Raw genomic sequence first — 17381 nt, 5'->3', positions numbered from 1 at the left:
TTAATCTTGCTTCCCCGCCGGAAAAATAATATATTAGCAATATTCAAAGGTCCGGAAACTGGCATCTGACACATATGTGCGCTGATTTCTCAGCGCCATAAAAGTACATCACACGAAACATTAAATCGATTATTACTGTATGCATCTACCATCATTGATCATTGACCTGGCATTAATATTAGGAGCGGCGGGAGTTATTACATTACTATTTAAACGGCTGAAACAGCCGATGGTGCTGGGGTATATCATCGCTGGATTTATAGTGGGGCCCAATTTCAAACTGTTTCCTACTATCGGGGATGCAGAAGGGATAAAAACCTGGTCTGAAATCGGTGTTATCTTCCTTTTATTTTCACTGGGACTGGAATTTAGTTTTAAAAAGCTAATGCGGGTGGGGGGTACCGCCACCATTACCGCATTTGTAGAAATAGCGCTGATCACTGTTGCCGGTTATTTTACCGGTAAACTGATGGGCTGGGGTTTTATGGACAGCCTGTTCCTCGGAGGTTTGCTGGCCAGTTCCTCTACCACTATCATTATCCGTGCCTTTGAAGAATTAGGTATCAAGAAAAAGTCATTTACCAAAATAGTTTTCGGCGTGTTGGTGATAGAGGACATTGTGGTGATCCTCATGATGGTATTATTATCTACGATGGCGGTGAGCCGGAAATTTGAAGGAACGGAGATGCTGTTTACCATTGCCAAGCTGATGTTCTTCCTGGCGGTTTGGTTCCTGGCAGGGATTTTTCTTTTACCCACCGCACTGAAGAAAATAGAACGCTACCTCAATGGAGAAACCCTGCTGATACTGAGTATAGCGCTCTGTTTGGGCATGGTGATCCTGGCCACCAAAGTGGGCTTCTCCGCGGAGCTGGGCGCCTTTATCATGGGTTCCATCATAGCGGAAACCACCTCCTCTGAAAAAGTGGAGCACCTCATACAACCGGTAAAAGATCTTTTTGGCGCTATCTTTTTCGTATCGGTAGGTATGCTTATCAACCCGGAGATGATTGTAGAATACCGGTGGCCGGTACTGTGGATAACGTTGTTAACCATCACCGGGAAATTTTTCACCACCACAATGGGAGCGTTGTTATCCGGTCAGCCGCTGAAACAGGCTGTCCAGGTGGGTATGAGTATGGCGCAGGTAGGTGAATTTGCCTTTATTATTGCAACACTGGGGCTTTCCCTCGGAGTAACCAGCGAGTTCCTTTTCCCGGTAGCAGTGGGCGTTTCGGCCATTACCACCTTCACTACACCTTACATGATCAAGTTTTCCGTGCCATTTTATAACTGGTTGGAGAAGATCATCCCTGGTCGCTGGCTAACTACCCTTAACCGGTACAGTGCCAGTTCACAAACCTTACAGGCGGAAAGCGACTGGCGTATTGTATTGCGCAGTTATGTAAAAGTGATTGTACTGAATGCAGTGATCATGTTCGCCGTGATCTTACTCAACACCTATTATATCGGTCCGTTTGTGATTAAATATGTGAAGAACCTGTTCCTGGCGGAATTACTGAGTGTGATCATCGGTATTGCCATGATGTCGCCATTTATCTGGGCCTTGATGGTGCAGAAAATTTCGAGCAATTCCTATAAGGCGTTATGGCTGGATTCCAAATACAATCACGGTCCGCTGGTAGTGGTGGAAGTAGTGCGTAATGTGGTGGCCGTACTGCTGGTAGGTTTCCTGGTAAACCAGTACTTTCCGTTCTGGCAGGCGTTAATGGGTACTGCCGTTATATTGGCATGCGTGCTACTGGTGTTGCGTTCACAACTACAGAAATATTATAACCGTATTGAAAGCCGTTTCCTGACCAATCTGAATGCCCGTGAAACTGCCGATGCAGCCAATAATAAGGCTACGGCAGCAGATTTACTGCCCTGGGATGCGCAGGTATCTGAAGTAGAAATTGATCCCTGGTCTACCCTGGTGGATAAACCGCTGATAGATCTGCAGCTGCGGGAAAAGTACGGCATTAACGTAGGCGCCATTAAAAGAGGCAATGTGACCATCTACGCACCCACCCGCGATGAGAAATTATTTCCGCACGACATCCTTACCGCCATTGGTACGGAAGCGCAGCTGGAGGAATTTAACCGTGTGGTTAACACCCTCAACGTAGAAAGAAGCGACGATGTAGCTGACGAAAACATCGGCCTGACCAGCATCGTAGTGGATGAACACAATGGCCTCAAAGGTCAGACCATCCGCGGTTCCGGCATCCGGGAAAAAACGCAGGCACTCGTAGTAGGCATTGCCCGCGGCGGCGAGAAAATCCTCAACCCCGCTTCCGAAACCGCATTTGAATGGGAAGATGTAGTGTGGCTGGTAGGCAACCGCCGGAAGATCCTGGAATTTTCGCGGGGCAGGTAGCGCGAGTTTTTGTCTTGGCTCAGGATTACGCTGATTATACTGATTAGCTGGATTTTTACTTTTTGGATTTTTTTTGATTTTTTGATTCAATAATAGTTAAGGGAGATAACAGCGAATATATCCGCTGCTATCTCCCTTAATCCTTTATAAAATCCAAAAGTAAAAATCCAGCTAATCAGTATAATCAGCGTAATCCTGAGCCAAGACAAAATTCGCGTTTAAGCCTTCTCAAGAAACGCCCGCAGCACATACTGTAAAATGCCTCCGTGGCGATAATACTCGATTTCTATCAGGGAGTTCAGCTTTGATTTTACTTTGAAAATAATGGGCGGCCCTTCAGCCGGGATAGCCGTTACCGTTAGTATTTTGTTGGGAACAAGACCGGTGGAGATATCGCTGATGGTATATGATTCTGTTCCGGTTAGATTTAAAATAGCTGCATTTTCTCCTTCCAGGTACTCGAACGGGAGGATGCCCATGCCTACCAGGTTGCTGCGGTGAATACGTTCATAGCTTTCCGCAATTACTGCTTTTACGCCGAGGAGATTGGTGCCCTTTGCTGCCCAGTCGCGCGAAGAACCGCTGCCATACTCCTTTCCCGCCAGTATGATCAGCGGCACTTTTGTGGCCGCATATTGCTGTGCCGCATCATAAATGGGCAACACCATTCCGGATGGAATGATAGTGGTAAAGCCACCTTCTTTGGGTGACAACTCATTTTTAATACGCACATTGGCAAAGGTGCCGCGGATCATCACTTCGTGATTTCCCCTCCGGGAGCCATAAGAATTAAAGAGACGCGGATCAATGCCCCGGTCCAGCAGGTATTTACCGGCTGGCGTGTCTTGTTTAAACGAGCCTGCAGGGGAGATATGGTCTGTAGTAACAGAGTCTCCCAGCTTCAGTAACACGCGTGCGTCTTTTACATCTTCCACGGAAGACGGAAATTCAGAGAGCCCTTTAAAGAACGGCGCTTCCCGGATGTAGGTGGAGTCGTTACTCCAGTGATAATCTTTGCCCGAGGGCGCCAGTAAACCGCGCCATTGTTCGTCGCCGTCGAATATTACCTTATAGATGTTTTCAAAGTCTTCCTGCTTTACTGCGGCCGCTACGGTATCATTGATTTCCTGTTGTGTAGGCCAGATGTCGCGGAGGTATACCGGTTCGCCGTTAGGGTCATAGCCCAGCGGGGCGGTGAGTATATCTACATCGATGCGGCCGGCAATGGCGTAAGCTACTACCAGCAACGGCGAAGCAAGGAAATTCATCTTTACCTGCGGATGTACCCTTGCTTCAAAATTACGGTTACCGGAAAGTACCGATGCCACCACCAGGTTGCCTTTTTCCACCGCTTCCGCAATGGCAGGCGGCAGCGGACCACTGTTACCAATACACGAAGTACAACCGTAGCCAACAATATGAAAACGCAATGCTTCAAGTTCAGCCAGTAAACCCGAGCGCGTCAGGTATTCGGTTACCACCCGTGAACCCGGCGCCAGGCTTGTTTTCACCCAGGGTTTCACATATAACCCGCGACTGATCGCTTTCTTTGCTACCAGCCCTGCCCCTATCATTACACTTGGATTGGAAGTATTGGTGCAACTGGTGATGGCGGCGATGGTGATGGCGCCGTCGCTCAGCACATATTCTTCATTTTTCAGTTTAATACGTACGGATTTAAGATAGTCGAGTTCCACCGCTACTTCTTCCACGTGCTTCTGTATTTCGTAGGTAAAGGTGGTGCCGGAACCGCCTTCCGCCAGCCAGGCGGTATCACGCCGTTTGCCTTCAGGCGTGTACATGCGCTTGAATTCCTTGCTGAGCAGGGTTTCAAACTCATTGTGCAGATCACGGACCAGGATACGGTCCTGCGGGCGCTTAGGCCCGGCCACAGCGGATTGTATTTGCCCGAGGTCCACTTCAATGATATCCGTATAGGTGATTTCTTCGCTGCCATGACGCCAGAGCATATTTTCTTTGCAATAGTTTTCTACCTGCGCAATATCCTCTTTGGAGCGGTTGGTGCGATGCATATATTGCAACGTTTGTGCATCTATCGGAAAATAGGTAACGGTGCAGCCAAACTCCGGCGACATATTGGAGATAGTAGCGCGATCAGGCACGGAGAGGAAGTCCAGACCGTCGCCAAATACTTCCACGAATTTGTCGACCACCCCATATTTACGCAGCAGCTGTGTAATGGCAAGCACCATATCCGTAGCAGTAACGCCTTCCGTCAACCGGCCGGTGAGCCGCAGCCCAATCACCTGGGGGCAGGAGAAATAGATAGGCTGGCCTAAGATAGCTGCTTCGGCTTCAATACCACCTACGCCCCAGCCCAATACGCCGATACCGTTAACCATGGGAGTATGAGAGTCTGTGCCCACCAATGTATCGGGAAACAGCCAACCATCACGGTTAATAACGCCTTTGGCGAGGTATTCCAGGTTTACCTGGTGACAAATACCCATGCCCGGAGGCACTACCGTAAAATTATCGAAGGCCTGTTGCGCCCATTTGAGCAACTGGTAACGCTCTTTATTACGTTCATATTCATAGGCCACATTTTTTGTGTAGGAGTAGTCTGTTCCGAAAAAATCTACCTGCACGGAGTGATCTACCACCAGGTCAACCGGTATGGCCGGGTTAATTTTAGCGCCGTCTTTCCCTTTGCGGATCACTTCCGCACGGATGGAAGCGATATCCACCACAGCGGCAACGCCTGTAAAGTCCTGCATCAGCACGCGGGCCGGTTTAAAAGGTATTTCGTTGTCTGTTCCCGCAGGATCCCAGTTCACCAGTGTTTCCACGTGTTCATCAGTGATGGCGAAGTTGTCGTGGTTCCGCAATACATTTTCCAGTAAGATCCTGATCGAGAAAGGCAACCGGGAGATTTTTCTTCCGTCCTGTTCCAGTTTGCTGAGTGATGCGATACGTGGCTGCATAAGCTGAGTTGTTGACATTTTTAATGAAACAATGATGCTACCATTTTGTTTATTAAAGATACCTTATTATGAATCGTTTATAAACGCTTCATATTAAAATAACCCTGCCGTACCTATGCATTGCGCTATATTAGCTTTATTGTAAATGCACCTCAAAATGACCGGAAAATTAAAAGTACCCTCCACTTCCCGCCTGGTGCTGGAAGCAGCCATGCAATTGTACACCTCTCCACTGCAGCAACAATATATGGAAGCGATCGATTTCAGTGAAACCAGTGGTTTATATGATGAGCTGAAACGGCAATATCCATTTGTTACAGATATGATCTGCCTGCGCAAACAGAGCATCCGCAGGATGTTGCACAGGCGCATCCCTGAATTTGCAGGACAACAGGTAATTATGCTCGGCGCCGGACTGGACCCTTTATCTTTATATCTCCTGGAAAACTACCCGCAGCAGATCAGCCGGATCATAGAAGTAGACAATGGGTATATTGAAGAAAAGCAACGGCTATACGAAGAAATTATTCCTGGCAATCCGCTGATCGCTTTCATCAAATGCGATATAACAGATACGGCGCTGCTATGGAATAAATTATTAAAAAATGGCTACCGCGAAGAGATTCCGGCCATCATCATTTTTGAGGGTGTGCTTCACTACATCCCCAACCAGGCGTTTGTGCAGGTGATGCAACTATTTAAAACGCAGTTCCGGCACAACCAGGTAATGCTGGATTATTCTTTATCTGAGGAAGAGGTGCCTGTAAATTTTTTGTCTCATCACAAAGCGGTAAAAGAGGTGCTGGAAAGCTATATTGGCCGGCCCATCAATGTGAATAACCGTGCAGACATAGCAGGATTGCTGTATCAGCTGGATGGCATACTTGAAACAGTGGAGCCTTTGTGCGAAACGGAAAAAAGACTCACCGGGGGCAATCAGCTGTTTCATGCACCCGGTGAAGGCATTGTGGAAATGGTGAGTTTCCGGATATAGGTATTACTCCCACCAGTGTTCCTGCGGATAATGTGCGCCTACAACTACCGGCTCTCCTATGCGGGGAGTAGTAACCAGCAATCCTCTTTGTGCACCGGCGGCGGTCACTCTTTTCGGGGAATCATTCCAGGCGTGCATGGCCAGCACAAATTTGCCCCAGTGCACCGGCAGCAGGGCTTTTGCCTGCAGGTCGACAGCCGCCTGCACGGTTTCTTCCGGTTTCATATGGATGAAAGGCCAGTAATCATTGTATTGTCCGCATTCCAGTATCACGAGATCGAAGGGACCGAATTTATCACCGATGGCTTTGAAATGCGTGTCGTATCCCGAGTCTCCCCCGATAAAAATCTTATACCCAAAAATTTCCAGTACAAAAGAAGACCACAGGCTGCCACCTCTTTTGAATCCGCGGCCGGAGAAATGCCGTGCAGGCGTAGCCGTTAGGGTGATGTCTGTAGCAATTTCACGGGTTTCCCACCAGTCCATTTCCGTCACGTTGTTGCCTGTTGCCACACAGCGCTGTAAGTCGTGACCAACGCCAAGGCTGGTATAAATGCGCTTTGTATGTGGTTTCAGCTGTGCTAATGTTTTTTTATCAAGATGATCATAGTGATTGTGAGTGACGATCAAAAGATCTATTTCCGGCATATCAGCGGGCGTATAGGCATCTGCTCCCGGGAAAGCCTTTACCATAAATGACATGGGGGATGCGCTGCCGCTGAAAACCGGGTCTACCAATATATTAAAGCCCTTTACATGGATGAGGTACGACGAATGACCAAACCAGATGACCACCGGTTTCTCCGAGTATAATGTTTTCAGGTTGGTGTGTACGGAAGGCATCGCTCCCGGGGGGCGAACATCCGCCGGGCGTCGCAGTACTTTGCGGAGCATGGTAAAATAGGTAACATCGTCAGGTTTCATCGGCGTAACGGAGAGGTTCTGAAACGCCCCGTTCCGGAAGTTCTGCGAGTGTTGTATTCTTTCTTCTATGGAAGGTAATTTCCGCTGCATGTATTAAAGTTAAGAAGCTTTTATACGAAGACGGACAGTGCGGAGGAATATTTTACCCGGTATAAAAAAAGGCCCGCTCAAAAGAGCGGACCCGTATTTCAACCTTTAATGCCGGCAGGTTAAGATCGTGCCAGCAATCGTTTTCCCCGGGCCATTAACCGCAGCAGGCGGGTATTGCCATAGAAAGCAGAGTGATACTTTGCGGTGGCCTTGCGGCGTTCACCATAGGTTCTCAGCACGCCATCGGCAGTAACGATGCCTGTCAATTTCTTTCCTTTGTCGAGTACCGCCAGGATATCCGGCGGGTAGCTATCGAAGAGTTCTGTAACGAGATTGATATTATCGGCGGGATACAGGTATGGTGCAGATGACTCCAGGAGCCCGCGGACAGGCGTATTGCTTCCGGCCGACAACTGCTGCCTGTTAACATAGCCTTTAAACTGCCCGGCGCTATCTGTTACCGGCAAGTAGCGGTAGTGATAAAAGACGGTTTGCAATAACTGGTCTGCCTGCGCTTGCGTCATTTGCTCCTGCAATATAACAGGAGGTTGTGTAGCAACGGCCGCCACATTAATCAGCTGCATCATATCGGGCGTATACTCTTCCGGGGTGGCAACGCCTCTGCGGCGGATCTTCTCCGTCATGATGCTGCCTTTCATGAGGAAGAACGATACGAAATAAGCGGCTGTGCAGGCAGCTATCAGCGGCAGAAGGCCATGTGTTTGCCCGGTTGTTTCCAGTGAAAATACGATGGCGGTGAGCAATGCGCGGGAAGCGCCGGCAAACATAGCGGCCATACCGATCAACGCTGCCGTGGCGATATTGATGCCGCTGCCGGGGAATAATTGTATTACGGCCACGCCCAGTAAGGCGCCAAAGGCGCCACCAATGGTAAACAGGGGCGCCAGCGTTCCACCGGAAGTGCCGCTACCCAGGGAAATCACCCATGAAAGATATTTAAGGATACAAAGTGATACGAGCAGTGCCAGCGGTGCGGTGCCGGTTAGCAATGTTTTGATGTTATCGTAGCCCACTCCCATGGTGTGCGGGGCGAAGTAGCCGATCACGCCCACCGCGATGGCGCCGAGTGCCGGCCACCACATCCAGTGGATGGGTAATTTCTCGAACAGGTCCTCCACGAAATAAACAGATTTTGACACGTAAGCGGCGACTACACCTATTACGGCACCCATTAGCACATAGGTGACCAGGGCAATATCGGTTACCGCGGGGATGGGGGGCATAGCAAAAACCGGGTTGCTGTCGAACAACAGGATGTGCATACCGGCGCCGGCGATACAGCCTATGGCCACGGGAATCACTGAGCGGGGGGAGAATTCGAACAATAATAATTCAATGGCCAGCAGGATAGCGGCCAGCGGGCTGCCGAAAATAGCGGCCATACCGGCACAAGCGCCGGCTGCCAGTAATACTTTTCTTTCTGCAGAAGAAATGTGAATCACCTGGCCGGTGAAGGAGCCAATGGCGCCACCGGTGGCGATGATAGGGCCTTCGGCTCCAAAGGGACCGCCCGTACCGATAGAAATAGCAGCGGATATGGGTTTCAGCAAGGTAATCACCGGCGGGATCTTGCTTTCATTGCCAATGATGTTCTCCATGGCTTCCGGGATACCATGACCGCGGATGGCTTTACTGCCAAAACGCGCCATCACGCCTACTATCAGGCTACCTATGATAGGAACTATTATTACGATCATACCCAGGTGGTTTCCGGCCGGCCCTGCTTCTTCAAATGAAAATTTACCGTAAAACGACAGGTTGGTAATAAGACTGATCAGCAACACCAGTGCTTTTGCCACTACGCCTATAACCAGGGCGTTGATACATGCCTGCAGGCTCAGGTAAAATACCCTCCTTGACATATTTCCGGCAAACTTTTGCTCTTTTTTATGATTCATACTATACAAAATGACAATTATATCTTTAAAACAATGCAAAAATATGATTCAAATCATATTAAAACCTATTTTTTCTTCCAAAAACACAAAAAAACACTAGTATTGCAGTCATGAAAAAAGCCGGAACCTGCGATCTGAACACCTGTTTTTTATGCCAGTACAGCATTCCCGAATGGATTGCGGCGGTATCGGATCACAGGCAGCATCTTTTTTATAAGAAGAATGAAACAATTTTCCAGGAGGGCAGCCCGGTAAAAGGGATCTTTTTTTTGTATGACGGCAACGTAAAGGTGCACAAGCAATGGGGCTCTGAAAAAGAACTCATTGTCCGCTTTGCACAAAAGGGGGATATCCTCGGGCACCGGGGGTTAGGCAGCGGTGAGCGGCTGTATACGGTTTCCGCCACTGCGCTGGAAGATACCACGGTATGTTATACGGAGCTGTCGTTTTTTGAGGCATCGCTGAAAGTGAACCCCAACCTGGCATTGAAGCTGATGCAATTTTATGCCGATGAATTACAGGAGGCAGAACGGAAGATGCGCAACCTGGTGCATATGGATGTAAAAGGGAGGCTGGCGGATGCTTTGCTGGAACTCAGCCGGTTGCATAAGGCGCTTCATTTTACGATCAGCCGCCAGGATCTCGCCGCTTTTGCAGGCACCACCTATGAAACGATTTACCGCAATTTGCAGGAATTTATGGCAGAGAAACTGATTACCGCGGAGGGAAGGGCGATTACGATATTAAATGAGAAGAAACTGCGGAAGTATATTGTTTAATGGGGATTGAGGGGAAGTAAGCCCGGCGTTGATACGACGATGAGGTGGACTTGATCCGGGAATGCCCTCAGGCACTGGTTTCTGTGAGCCTGAGCAACTTGTTTTCATTCAGGATGGTGATACTTTTTCCTGAAACTGCTACCAACCGTTCCTCTATTAATTCATTCAACACCCGGAAAGTGGTTTCATAAGTAGCCCCGATGTAGGAGGCTAGGTCTTGCTTACTCAATGCAAGATCAATAAACCCGTCTTTGTTAAAGCCAAACTTTTGTTGCAACAGTATCAGTGCATTGGCCATGCGGCCTTTAACGGACATATGTGCGAGGTTGCGCATCTGCTTTTCGGACGTTTGCAGTTCCTGTGCATAAAACAGCATCAGTTCATACAGCAGGTCGTGATTGATTTTAAGAGATGCCTGAAAAAAGTCCATCTCTATAAAACAAACTTTTACCGGTTCCAGGGCAGTGGCAGATATGGGATAATGGTGTTCCGTACCGCCTATGCCGCGGTGACCAACGATATCGCCTTTTTGTGCAAAGCGGACAATGAGTTCTTTTTCAGAGCCCCAGTGTTTATGCACTTTCATGCGGCCTTCATAAATAAAGTAGATACCTTCTACTTTATCACCTTCTTTAAACAGGGTTTCTCCTTTGTTCAACGAAAAGTTTTTCCGGTACAACGCTGTTGCCGGGGCCCACTCTTTCAGGGATAACCGGCAAAGGAGACAAGTTTTACCATCACAGCCCTGTTTATCTTTCTTCATGTATCGTATTACTGTTTTGTAATTGTTGTAATGTTTCATCTGCCAGCAGGGATTGCAGCTTTACTACCTCTCCTACCACTATAATAGCAGGATTTCCCATACCGGCCGCCTGTGCCCGCCAGGTGATATCCTTTACGGTGCCCGTCACCATTTTTTGCCGCGGCGTGGTGCCATCCTGGATAATGGCTACCGGCGTGGCTGCCTTGCCGTGTGCCCGGAAAATATCCATGATCGCTTCCAGTTTGCTCATGGCCATTAAAATCACTACGGTGGCGGTGGACTGTGCCGCCAAGGCAATGTCTTTCGAAATATCGCCGCTTTGGGTAGTGCCGGTGGTTACCCAGAAGCTTTCCGCCGTGCCCCTGCAGGTGAGCGGTATCATTTGAGATGCCGGTACTGCTACTGCACTGGAGATCCCTGGTATAATAGCCACTTTGATCCCATGCTTCCTCGCGGTTTCAATTTCCTCCACCGCCCTGCCGAATATGAACGGATCACCACCTTTGAGCCGGACCACATGGCCGTGGGCCAATGCCATTTCCACGATCAGGTGGTTTATTTCCTGTTGGGAGAGCGCATGGCAGCCATATCTTTTACCTACAAACTTTATTACCGCGCCTGGCGAAGCATAAGTGAGCAGCGATTCGTTTACCAATGCATCATATAATATAACGTTGGCCTGGCGGATGGTATTAATCGCTTTTAGCGTGATCATTTCAGGATCTCCGGGTCCTGCTCCTACTAAAGATAGAAATGGATTTGATACCTGCATACATATGATATTTAAAATTATGTGATTATTTAACAGCTATGCATGCCTAAAATTAAAACAAAAACGCTTAATTTTATAATTAACATCATACGCCTACCTTAAAAATCATCTCCAAAGCAAAAAATACTATTATATTAATTAATTTATAATATAATTCAAGATTTCTGATCCTTAAATATAATCGAATGAAAATAGTAGTAATAGGAAACGGTATGGTGGGATACAAATTTTGTGAGAAGATCATTTCCAAATCTGCCGACACCCCGATTGAACTGGTTGTATTTGGAGAAGAGCCCCGTCCCGCCTACGATCGCGTACATCTCACCTCCTGGTTTGACGGCAAAACAGCCGACGACCTGCTACTTGCTACCGCCGACTGGTACGTAGAGCAAGGCATCCGCCTGCACCTGGGCGACCCGGTATTGCAGATTGACCGTATTAATAAAACAGTGCAGTCATATAAAGGTATCGTGGAAACCTACGATTACCTCGTAATGGCCACCGGCTCGGCCGCATTTGTACCGCCGGTACCCGGCATGGATAAAAAAGGCGTATTCATTTACCGCACGATAGAAGACCTGGAAATGATGAAGGCTTATGCCCCGGGAGCCAGCAGCGGCGCCGTAATAGGCGGTGGGTTGCTGGGACTGGAAGCCGCCAAAGCCCTCCTGGACCTCGGTATTAACAATACGCATGTGGTGGAGTTTTCCTCCCGCCTCATGCCACGCCAGATAGATGAACAAGGCTCCTCTATCCTGCAGAACAAGCTGGCCAGTCTGGGACTGAAAGTGCTTACCGGCAAAAACACCCGTGAAATACTGGGTGAAGAGGCCATAACAGGATTACAGTTTTCCGATGATACCATCCTGGAAGCAGACATTCTGGTAGTGTCTGCGGGTATTAAACCCCGGGATGAGCTGGCACGCGCTGCCGGCATCACCGTTGGTCCGCGCGGGGGGATTGTGGTAAACGAACAGATGCAGACAAGTGACTCCTTTATATATTCCATCGGTGAGTGCGCACTTTACAACAACATGATCTATGGCCTGGTGGCCCCGGGTTATGAAATGGCAGAAGTGGCCGCCTCTCATATCACCGGTGAAGCCAAAGCCTTCACCGGTTTCGATATGAGTACCAAACTAAAACTCATCGGGGTGGATGTAGCCAGCTTCGGCGACCCGTTCCCGGCCCCGGAAAGCTGTCACAGTATAGTATTTGAAGATAAATTTAAAGGCACCTACAAAAGGATCAACATTACCCATGACGGCCAGTTCCTGCTGGGTGGTATATTAATAGGAGACGCAGCTGCCTACAACATGCTGCTGCAAACCACCAAAAACAAACTGGCCCTGCCGGCTAACCCGGAAGATTTATTGCTGGGTAACAGAAGCGGCAGTGCTGATACCGGCGCCGGTGTTACGGCCCTTCCGGATGAAGCCATTATCTGCAGCTGTGAAAGCGTAAGCAAAGGCGCCATCTGCCAGGTGGTAACCGATGGTTTTGAAACGCTGGACGAAGTAAAGAAATGTACTAAAGCCGGCACCTGCTGTGGTGGCTGTACGCCGATGGTGAAAGACCTGATCACCGCCACCATGAAGGCACAGGGCAAATATATCCGCAACGTGGTTTGCGAACACTTCCAGTACTCCCGCCAGGAAATGCTGGATCTGATCAAAGTAAAATCACTCCGTTCCTTTGATGAAGTACTGGATCACTACGGCAACGGCGAAGGCTGCGAAGTATGTAAACCGGTAGTTGCCTCCATCCTCGCCAGTTTGTGGAACGACATGATCCTTGACAAAGGCAACGACACTGCGCAGGATTCCAACGACCGCTACCTCGCCAATATCCAGAAAGGTGGTACTTACTCCGTGGTACCGAGAATTCCCGGCGGCGAAATTACGCCGGAAAAGCTGGTAGTGATTGGTCAGATTGGTACTAAATATAACCTCTATACGAAAATCACCGGAGGACAGCGTATCGATTTGTTTGGCGCGCATCTCAGCGATCTGCCCAATATCTGGGAAGAATTGATTGCGGCGGGTTTTGAAAGCGGTCATGCTTACGGTAAAGCACTCCGCACGGTAAAAAGCTGTGTAGGCTCTACCTGGTGCCGCTTCGGACTGCACGACAGTGTGAGTTTCGCTATCCGGATAGAAGAACGCTACCGCGGATTGCGGGCGCCGCATAAAATTAAATCGGCGGTTTCCGGTTGTATCCGGGAATGTGCAGAGGCACAGTCGAAAGACTTTGGCATCATCGCCACAGAAAGAGGCTGGAACCTGTATGTATGCGGTAATGGCGGCTCCAAACCGCAGCATGCGCAATTACTCGCATCAGATATCGACAGTGAAACCTGTATCCAATACATCGATCGCTTCCTGATGTTTTACATCAAAACTGCCGATCCGCTGACCCGTACAGCTACCTGGCTCAACAAGCTGGATGGCGGCATGGATTATTTACGCAATGTGGTGTTGAATGACAGTCTTGGTATTGCCGCCCAGCTCGAATCAGAAATGCAGTTGCTGGTCGACAACTACAAATGCGAGTGGCGCGAAGTGGTGGAAAATCCTGAGTTGCGTAAACGTTTCTCGCACTTCGTAAATGCACCGGCTGATAAAGACCCTACTGTAAAATTTGAAACGATGCGCGCCCAGAAGAAAGCCGCAGAATGGAAATAATCTCTTTACACAAAAAATATACTGCTATGTCTACTACTCACACAACTACTACCAGCTGGTTCCTCGCCTGCAAAACATCAGATGTACCTACCAATGGCGGCGTTTGCGTAAAGTATAAGGAGGAGCAGATAGCACTGTTCTTTTTTGCCCGCAGAAATGAATGGTATGCCACTCAGAACCTTTGCCCCCACCGCCAGCAGATGGCGCTCAGCCGCGGCATGACCGGCACTGTACAAGACGAGCCTAAAGTAGCCTGTCCTTTTCATAAAAAAACATTCTCCCTGAAAGATGGCCGTTGCCTGTCTGATGAACACGAATGTTCCCTCACTACCTACCCTGTAAAGATCGTGGACGACATGGTGTATATAGGCGTAGAAGCTGAGATGGAGATGGCAGGTGTATAATAAAAAAACGAAACCCGGTAGCTGGCAGGCTAACCGGGTTTCTGATCCGGAAATGATTGGCTCATTCAAAATCAACCAAAGTTACATGAAAAAATGGTTTCCAGGCAAGGTATCGTTGATACTTCCCGGACTGCTGTTATCGCAGTACGGCTATGCCCAGCTCTCTCTCGGTGCGCAACTCAGGACCCGCACCGAACTACGTAACGGACAAGGCGCTCCGCAGCCTGAAGGCGCCGCACCAGCTTTTTTTACTTCCCAGCGCACCCGGTTAATGGCCGGATTCAGCGCTTACCGGATCAAGCTGGGATTGACAGTACAGGATGTACGCGTATGGGGACAAGACGGATCCACCATTAACCGTACTACCACCCCGGATAATAACGGGTTTATGCTGCATGAAGCCTGGGCAGAAATATTGCTGACAGATACTGTGGTGAAGAATAAGAGCCTTTCTCTGAAAATCGGCCGCCAGGAACTGGTGTATGACGACAGCCGTTTGCTGGGTAATCTCGACTGGCTGCAGCAGGGCCGCCGGCACGATGCAGCGGTATTAAAGTATGAAAGTAATGCGTGGACCCTGCATGTGGGCGCCGCGTTTAACCAGAATAAAGAAAATGCCAGCGGCAGTGTGTACAATGCCACGCCTCCCGGTAATTATACCGCAAATACCAATGGCGGCAACATGTACAAAAGCCTGGAGTTTGCTTATGTATCCAGGAAGCTGAACAAAGGCAACTTATCTTTTCTTTTCCTGACGGATCAGTTTTCAAAATACCACATCGACAGTGTAGAGCATGTGGCCGTAAAAGTATATGAAGGCGCGGTAAATACCCGTATGACCACCGGGTTGTTTTACACACAGGCATTTAACAAATTTACCTATACAGCTGCCGCGTATCATCAGTTTGGTACCAACGGGAACGGACAAACGGTGAGCGGCAGTTTACTTTCCGGTTCTTTCTTTTATAGTGTAAATAAAACTTTCAGCGCCGGCGCCGGGGCAGATTATACCAGTCCTGATTTTGATCCGCTGTATGGCACCCCGCATAAGTTCTGGGGTAATATGGATTATTTCTATGTGGCCAGCGGATTTGGGAATAAGGGATTACAGGATTATTACGTAAAAACAAAACTAAAGCCGGGACCGCGTTGGGCATTGACCGGCGACGTACACGAGTTTTTCAGTGCAGCCGATGTAACGGGCATGAATAAACAGTTTGGAACAGAAGCAGATGTAACAGCAAATTACACACTTACCAAAATGATAGGCCTGGAAGCAGGTTACAGTCACTTCTGGAGTACTGCTACCCTGTCTTCTCCTACTGTTAAAAATGTAAAGAACGCTGCTCCAAACAGTAACTGGGTATACATATCGGTGAATATCCGGCCCGAATTCCTGATTAAATAACCTGTAAAAACGCAACACATGGCTGCTCCTTTAGAAAAATTAAAAATATTCAGTCTTGATACCATACAGATGCGCACGTTCCATATTACGTGGCTCATGTTTTTCGTTTGCTTCTTTGGCTGGTTCGGGTTGGCGCCGCTGATGCCTACCATCCGCACGGATCTTGGTTTAACCAAATCGCAGGTAGGTAATATCATCATTGCTTCCGTATCCGGCACTATCATAGCGCGGCTGATCATTGGCCGGCTCTGTGACACCTGGGGGCCACGCAAAACCGCCATCCGGCTGCTGCTGATAGGTTCGTTGCCGGTATTCCTGGTAGGGTTATCAAAAGACTATACTTCCTTTATGCTGTTCCGTTTAGCCATCAGCGTTATAGGCGGTTCTTTTGTTATTACGCAGTTTCACACCTCCCTTATGTTCGCCCCTGCCATCAAAGGCACCGCCAATGCTATTACCGGCGGCTGGGGCAACCTGGGCGGGGGCGTTACCAACATGGTGATGCCGGTGATATTTGCCGCAATTGTTGGTTTTGGTTATACCAAGCCCGAAGCGTGGCGCTATGCGATGATACTGCCGGGAGTGATGATGCTCGGTGTAGCGTATCTGTATTACCGTTATACAAAAGATACGCCTAACGGAAATTTTGATGAGATTGGTTATAATAAAAAAGATAATAAAACGGATTGGTCGGTGTTGGCCGACTGGCGCATCTGGGCGCTGACAATGGCATACGGAATGTGTTTTGGCATGGAGATCACTTTTGATAACGTTGCCTCTTTACATTTTGTGGATACATTTCAACTTTCGCAGGGCAGCGCAGGGTTCTGGGCCGGCATCTTTGGTTTTATGAACCTGTTTGCACGGGCATTGGGAGGCATTATTTCAGACAAGGCAGGCGCCAGATTTGGCATGAAAGGGAAAGGATGGTTATTGGCTCTGATGCTGCTGGCGGAAGGAATCGGATTATTGTTATTTGCGCAGGCAGGATCACTGGTAGTAGCTATCATAGCGATGCTGAGCTTTGCACTGTTCCTGAAAATGGCAAATGGCGCCACTTATGGGATTGTGCCTTTTATTAACGAAAAAAATGCCGGGCTGGTAAGCGGTATTGTTGGCGCCGGGGGAAACCTGGGCGGGATGATGTTCGGCTTCCTGTTTAAATCAGACAGCATCAGCTACGTACAGGCGTTCACGTATATCGGTTATGTGGTGATTGGCATTTCCTGTATTGTAATGCTCACACGCTTTACCCGGCAGCCTGCCAGCGAGGAAGCACCGGTAAGAACACCGGTAGCGGTATCATAAATCATTGTAAA

Annotated in this window: 12 protein-coding genes; 7 read left to right on the top strand and 5 right to left on the bottom strand. The window is 48.7% G+C overall.

What is annotated here, in order from left to right; all coding sequences use genetic code 11:
• Positions 1 to 139 precede the first annotated feature (139 nt).
• Complete coding sequence (locus ACLHR0_RS30820) at positions 140 to 2380, top strand: cation:proton antiporter domain-containing protein (protein WP_429050640.1); 2241 nt, start codon at positions 140 to 142, stop codon at positions 2378 to 2380.
• A gap of 218 nt (positions 2381 to 2598) precedes the next feature.
• Here ACLHR0_RS30820 and acnA read toward each other — a convergent pair whose 3' ends face one another.
• Positions 2599 to 5325 carry an aconitate hydratase AcnA gene (gene acnA / locus ACLHR0_RS30815; RefSeq protein ID WP_436491612.1) on the bottom strand — a complete coding sequence of 909 codons (2727 nt, stop codon included), beginning with the start codon at positions 5323 to 5325 and terminating at the stop codon, positions 2599 to 2601.
• Positions 5326 to 5482: 157 nt separating this feature from the next.
• Here acnA and ACLHR0_RS30810 point away from each other — a divergent pair, with 157 nt between their 5' ends.
• Positions 5483 to 6319, top strand: a complete 837-nt coding sequence (locus tag ACLHR0_RS30810; RefSeq protein WP_429050642.1) for a class I SAM-dependent methyltransferase — start codon at positions 5483 to 5485, stop codon at positions 6317 to 6319.
• A 3-nt stretch (positions 6320 to 6322) separates the two neighbouring features.
• Here the strand turns inward: ACLHR0_RS30810 and ACLHR0_RS30805 are convergent, their stop codons facing one another.
• Both ACLHR0_RS30805 and ACLHR0_RS30800 read right to left on the bottom strand, forming a co-directional pair.
• Positions 6323 to 7333, bottom strand: a complete 1011-nt coding sequence (locus ACLHR0_RS30805; RefSeq protein WP_429050643.1) for an MBL fold metallo-hydrolase — start codon at positions 7331 to 7333, stop codon at positions 6323 to 6325.
• 119 nt (positions 7334 to 7452) lie between these two features.
• Complete coding sequence (locus ACLHR0_RS30800; protein ID WP_436491611.1) at positions 7453 to 9252, bottom strand: chloride channel protein; 1800 nt, start codon at positions 9250 to 9252, stop codon at positions 7453 to 7455.
• Positions 9253 to 9362: 110 nt separating this feature from the next.
• Here ACLHR0_RS30800 and ACLHR0_RS30795 point away from each other — a divergent pair, with 110 nt between their 5' ends.
• Positions 9363 to 10031: a Crp/Fnr family transcriptional regulator gene (locus ACLHR0_RS30795; RefSeq protein ID WP_370908218.1), complete on the top strand. Its 669-nt coding sequence runs from the start codon at positions 9363 to 9365 to the stop codon at positions 10029 to 10031.
• 67 nt (positions 10032 to 10098) lie between these two features.
• Here the strand turns inward: ACLHR0_RS30795 and ACLHR0_RS30790 are convergent, their stop codons facing one another.
• Both ACLHR0_RS30790 and cobA read right to left on the bottom strand, forming a co-directional pair.
• Positions 10099 to 10794 (bottom strand): Crp/Fnr family transcriptional regulator, encoded by a 696-nt coding sequence (locus ACLHR0_RS30790; protein WP_370908219.1) that lies wholly within the window; start codon positions 10792 to 10794, stop codon positions 10099 to 10101.
• On the bottom strand, positions 10781 to 11566 hold the full coding sequence (gene cobA / locus ACLHR0_RS30785) for a uroporphyrinogen-III C-methyltransferase (protein WP_436491610.1): 786 nt from the start codon (positions 11564 to 11566) through the stop codon (positions 10781 to 10783). Before cobA ends, ACLHR0_RS30790 begins: the two co-directional genes overlap by 14 nt.
• Before the next feature lie 185 nt (positions 11567 to 11751).
• On the opposite strand from cobA, the gene nirB reads away from it, so the two are divergent.
• The 4 genes from nirB (at position 11752) to ACLHR0_RS30765 (ending at position 17370) form a co-directional block, all read left to right on the top strand.
• Positions 11752 to 14250, top strand: coding sequence for a nitrite reductase large subunit NirB (gene nirB / locus ACLHR0_RS30780; protein WP_436491609.1), 2499 nt, complete (start codon positions 11752 to 11754; stop codon positions 14248 to 14250).
• 26 nt (positions 14251 to 14276) lie between these two features.
• Positions 14277 to 14654 (top strand): nitrite reductase small subunit NirD, encoded by a 378-nt coding sequence (gene nirD, locus ACLHR0_RS30775; protein WP_370908222.1) that lies wholly within the window; start codon positions 14277 to 14279, stop codon positions 14652 to 14654.
• Positions 14655 to 14739: 85 nt separating this feature from the next.
• Positions 14740 to 16062 (top strand): alginate export family protein, encoded by a 1323-nt coding sequence (locus tag ACLHR0_RS30770; RefSeq protein WP_436491608.1) that lies wholly within the window; start codon positions 14740 to 14742, stop codon positions 16060 to 16062.
• Between the two features lie 18 nt (positions 16063 to 16080).
• A complete protein-coding gene (locus ACLHR0_RS30765) occupies positions 16081 to 17370 on the top strand; it encodes an MFS transporter (protein WP_429050648.1) in 1290 nt (429 codons plus the stop codon).
• Positions 17371 to 17381: the final 11 nt, after the last annotated feature.

Origin of the sequence: Chitinophaga sp. ARDCPP14, assembly GCF_051362515.1 — a bacterium.
Lineage (GTDB): Bacteria > Bacteroidota > Bacteroidia > Chitinophagales > Chitinophagaceae > Chitinophaga.
Note: the sequence above shows the minus strand (reverse complement) of the source record. Positions and strands in the feature narration are given on the sequence as shown.

What these genes read in the sequence shown, in the direction of transcription:
- ACLHR0_RS30800 (WP_436491611.1), bottom strand. Translation starts at nt 9,252, where the DNA reads ATGAATCATAAAAAAGAGCAAAAGTTTGCCGGAAATATGTCAAGGAGG.
- nirB (WP_436491609.1), top strand. Translation starts at nt 11,752, where the DNA reads ATGAAAATAGTAGTAATAGGAAACGGTATGGTGGGATACAAATTTTGT.
- ACLHR0_RS30805 (WP_429050643.1), bottom strand. Translation starts at nt 7,333, where the DNA reads ATGCAGCGGAAATTACCTTCCATAGAAGAAAGAATACAACACTCGCAG.
- cobA (WP_436491610.1), bottom strand. Translation starts at nt 11,566, where the DNA reads ATGCAGGTATCAAATCCATTTCTATCTTTAGTAGGAGCAGGACCCGGA.
- ACLHR0_RS30795 (WP_370908218.1), top strand. Translation starts at nt 9,363, where the DNA reads ATGAAAAAAGCCGGAACCTGCGATCTGAACACCTGTTTTTTATGCCAG.
- acnA (WP_436491612.1), bottom strand. Translation starts at nt 5,325, where the DNA reads ATGCAGCCACGTATCGCATCACTCAGCAAACTGGAACAGGACGGAAGA.
- ACLHR0_RS30770 (WP_436491608.1), top strand. Translation starts at nt 14,740, where the DNA reads ATGAAAAAATGGTTTCCAGGCAAGGTATCGTTGATACTTCCCGGACTG.
- ACLHR0_RS30765 (WP_429050648.1), top strand. Translation starts at nt 16,081, where the DNA reads ATGGCTGCTCCTTTAGAAAAATTAAAAATATTCAGTCTTGATACCATA.
- ACLHR0_RS30790 (WP_370908219.1), bottom strand. Translation starts at nt 10,794, where the DNA reads ATGAAGAAAGATAAACAGGGCTGTGATGGTAAAACTTGTCTCCTTTGC.
- ACLHR0_RS30820 (WP_429050640.1), top strand. Translation starts at nt 140, where the DNA reads ATGCATCTACCATCATTGATCATTGACCTGGCATTAATATTAGGAGCG.
- ACLHR0_RS30810 (WP_429050642.1), top strand. Translation starts at nt 5,483, where the DNA reads ATGACCGGAAAATTAAAAGTACCCTCCACTTCCCGCCTGGTGCTGGAA.
- nirD (WP_370908222.1), top strand. Translation starts at nt 14,277, where the DNA reads ATGTCTACTACTCACACAACTACTACCAGCTGGTTCCTCGCCTGCAAA.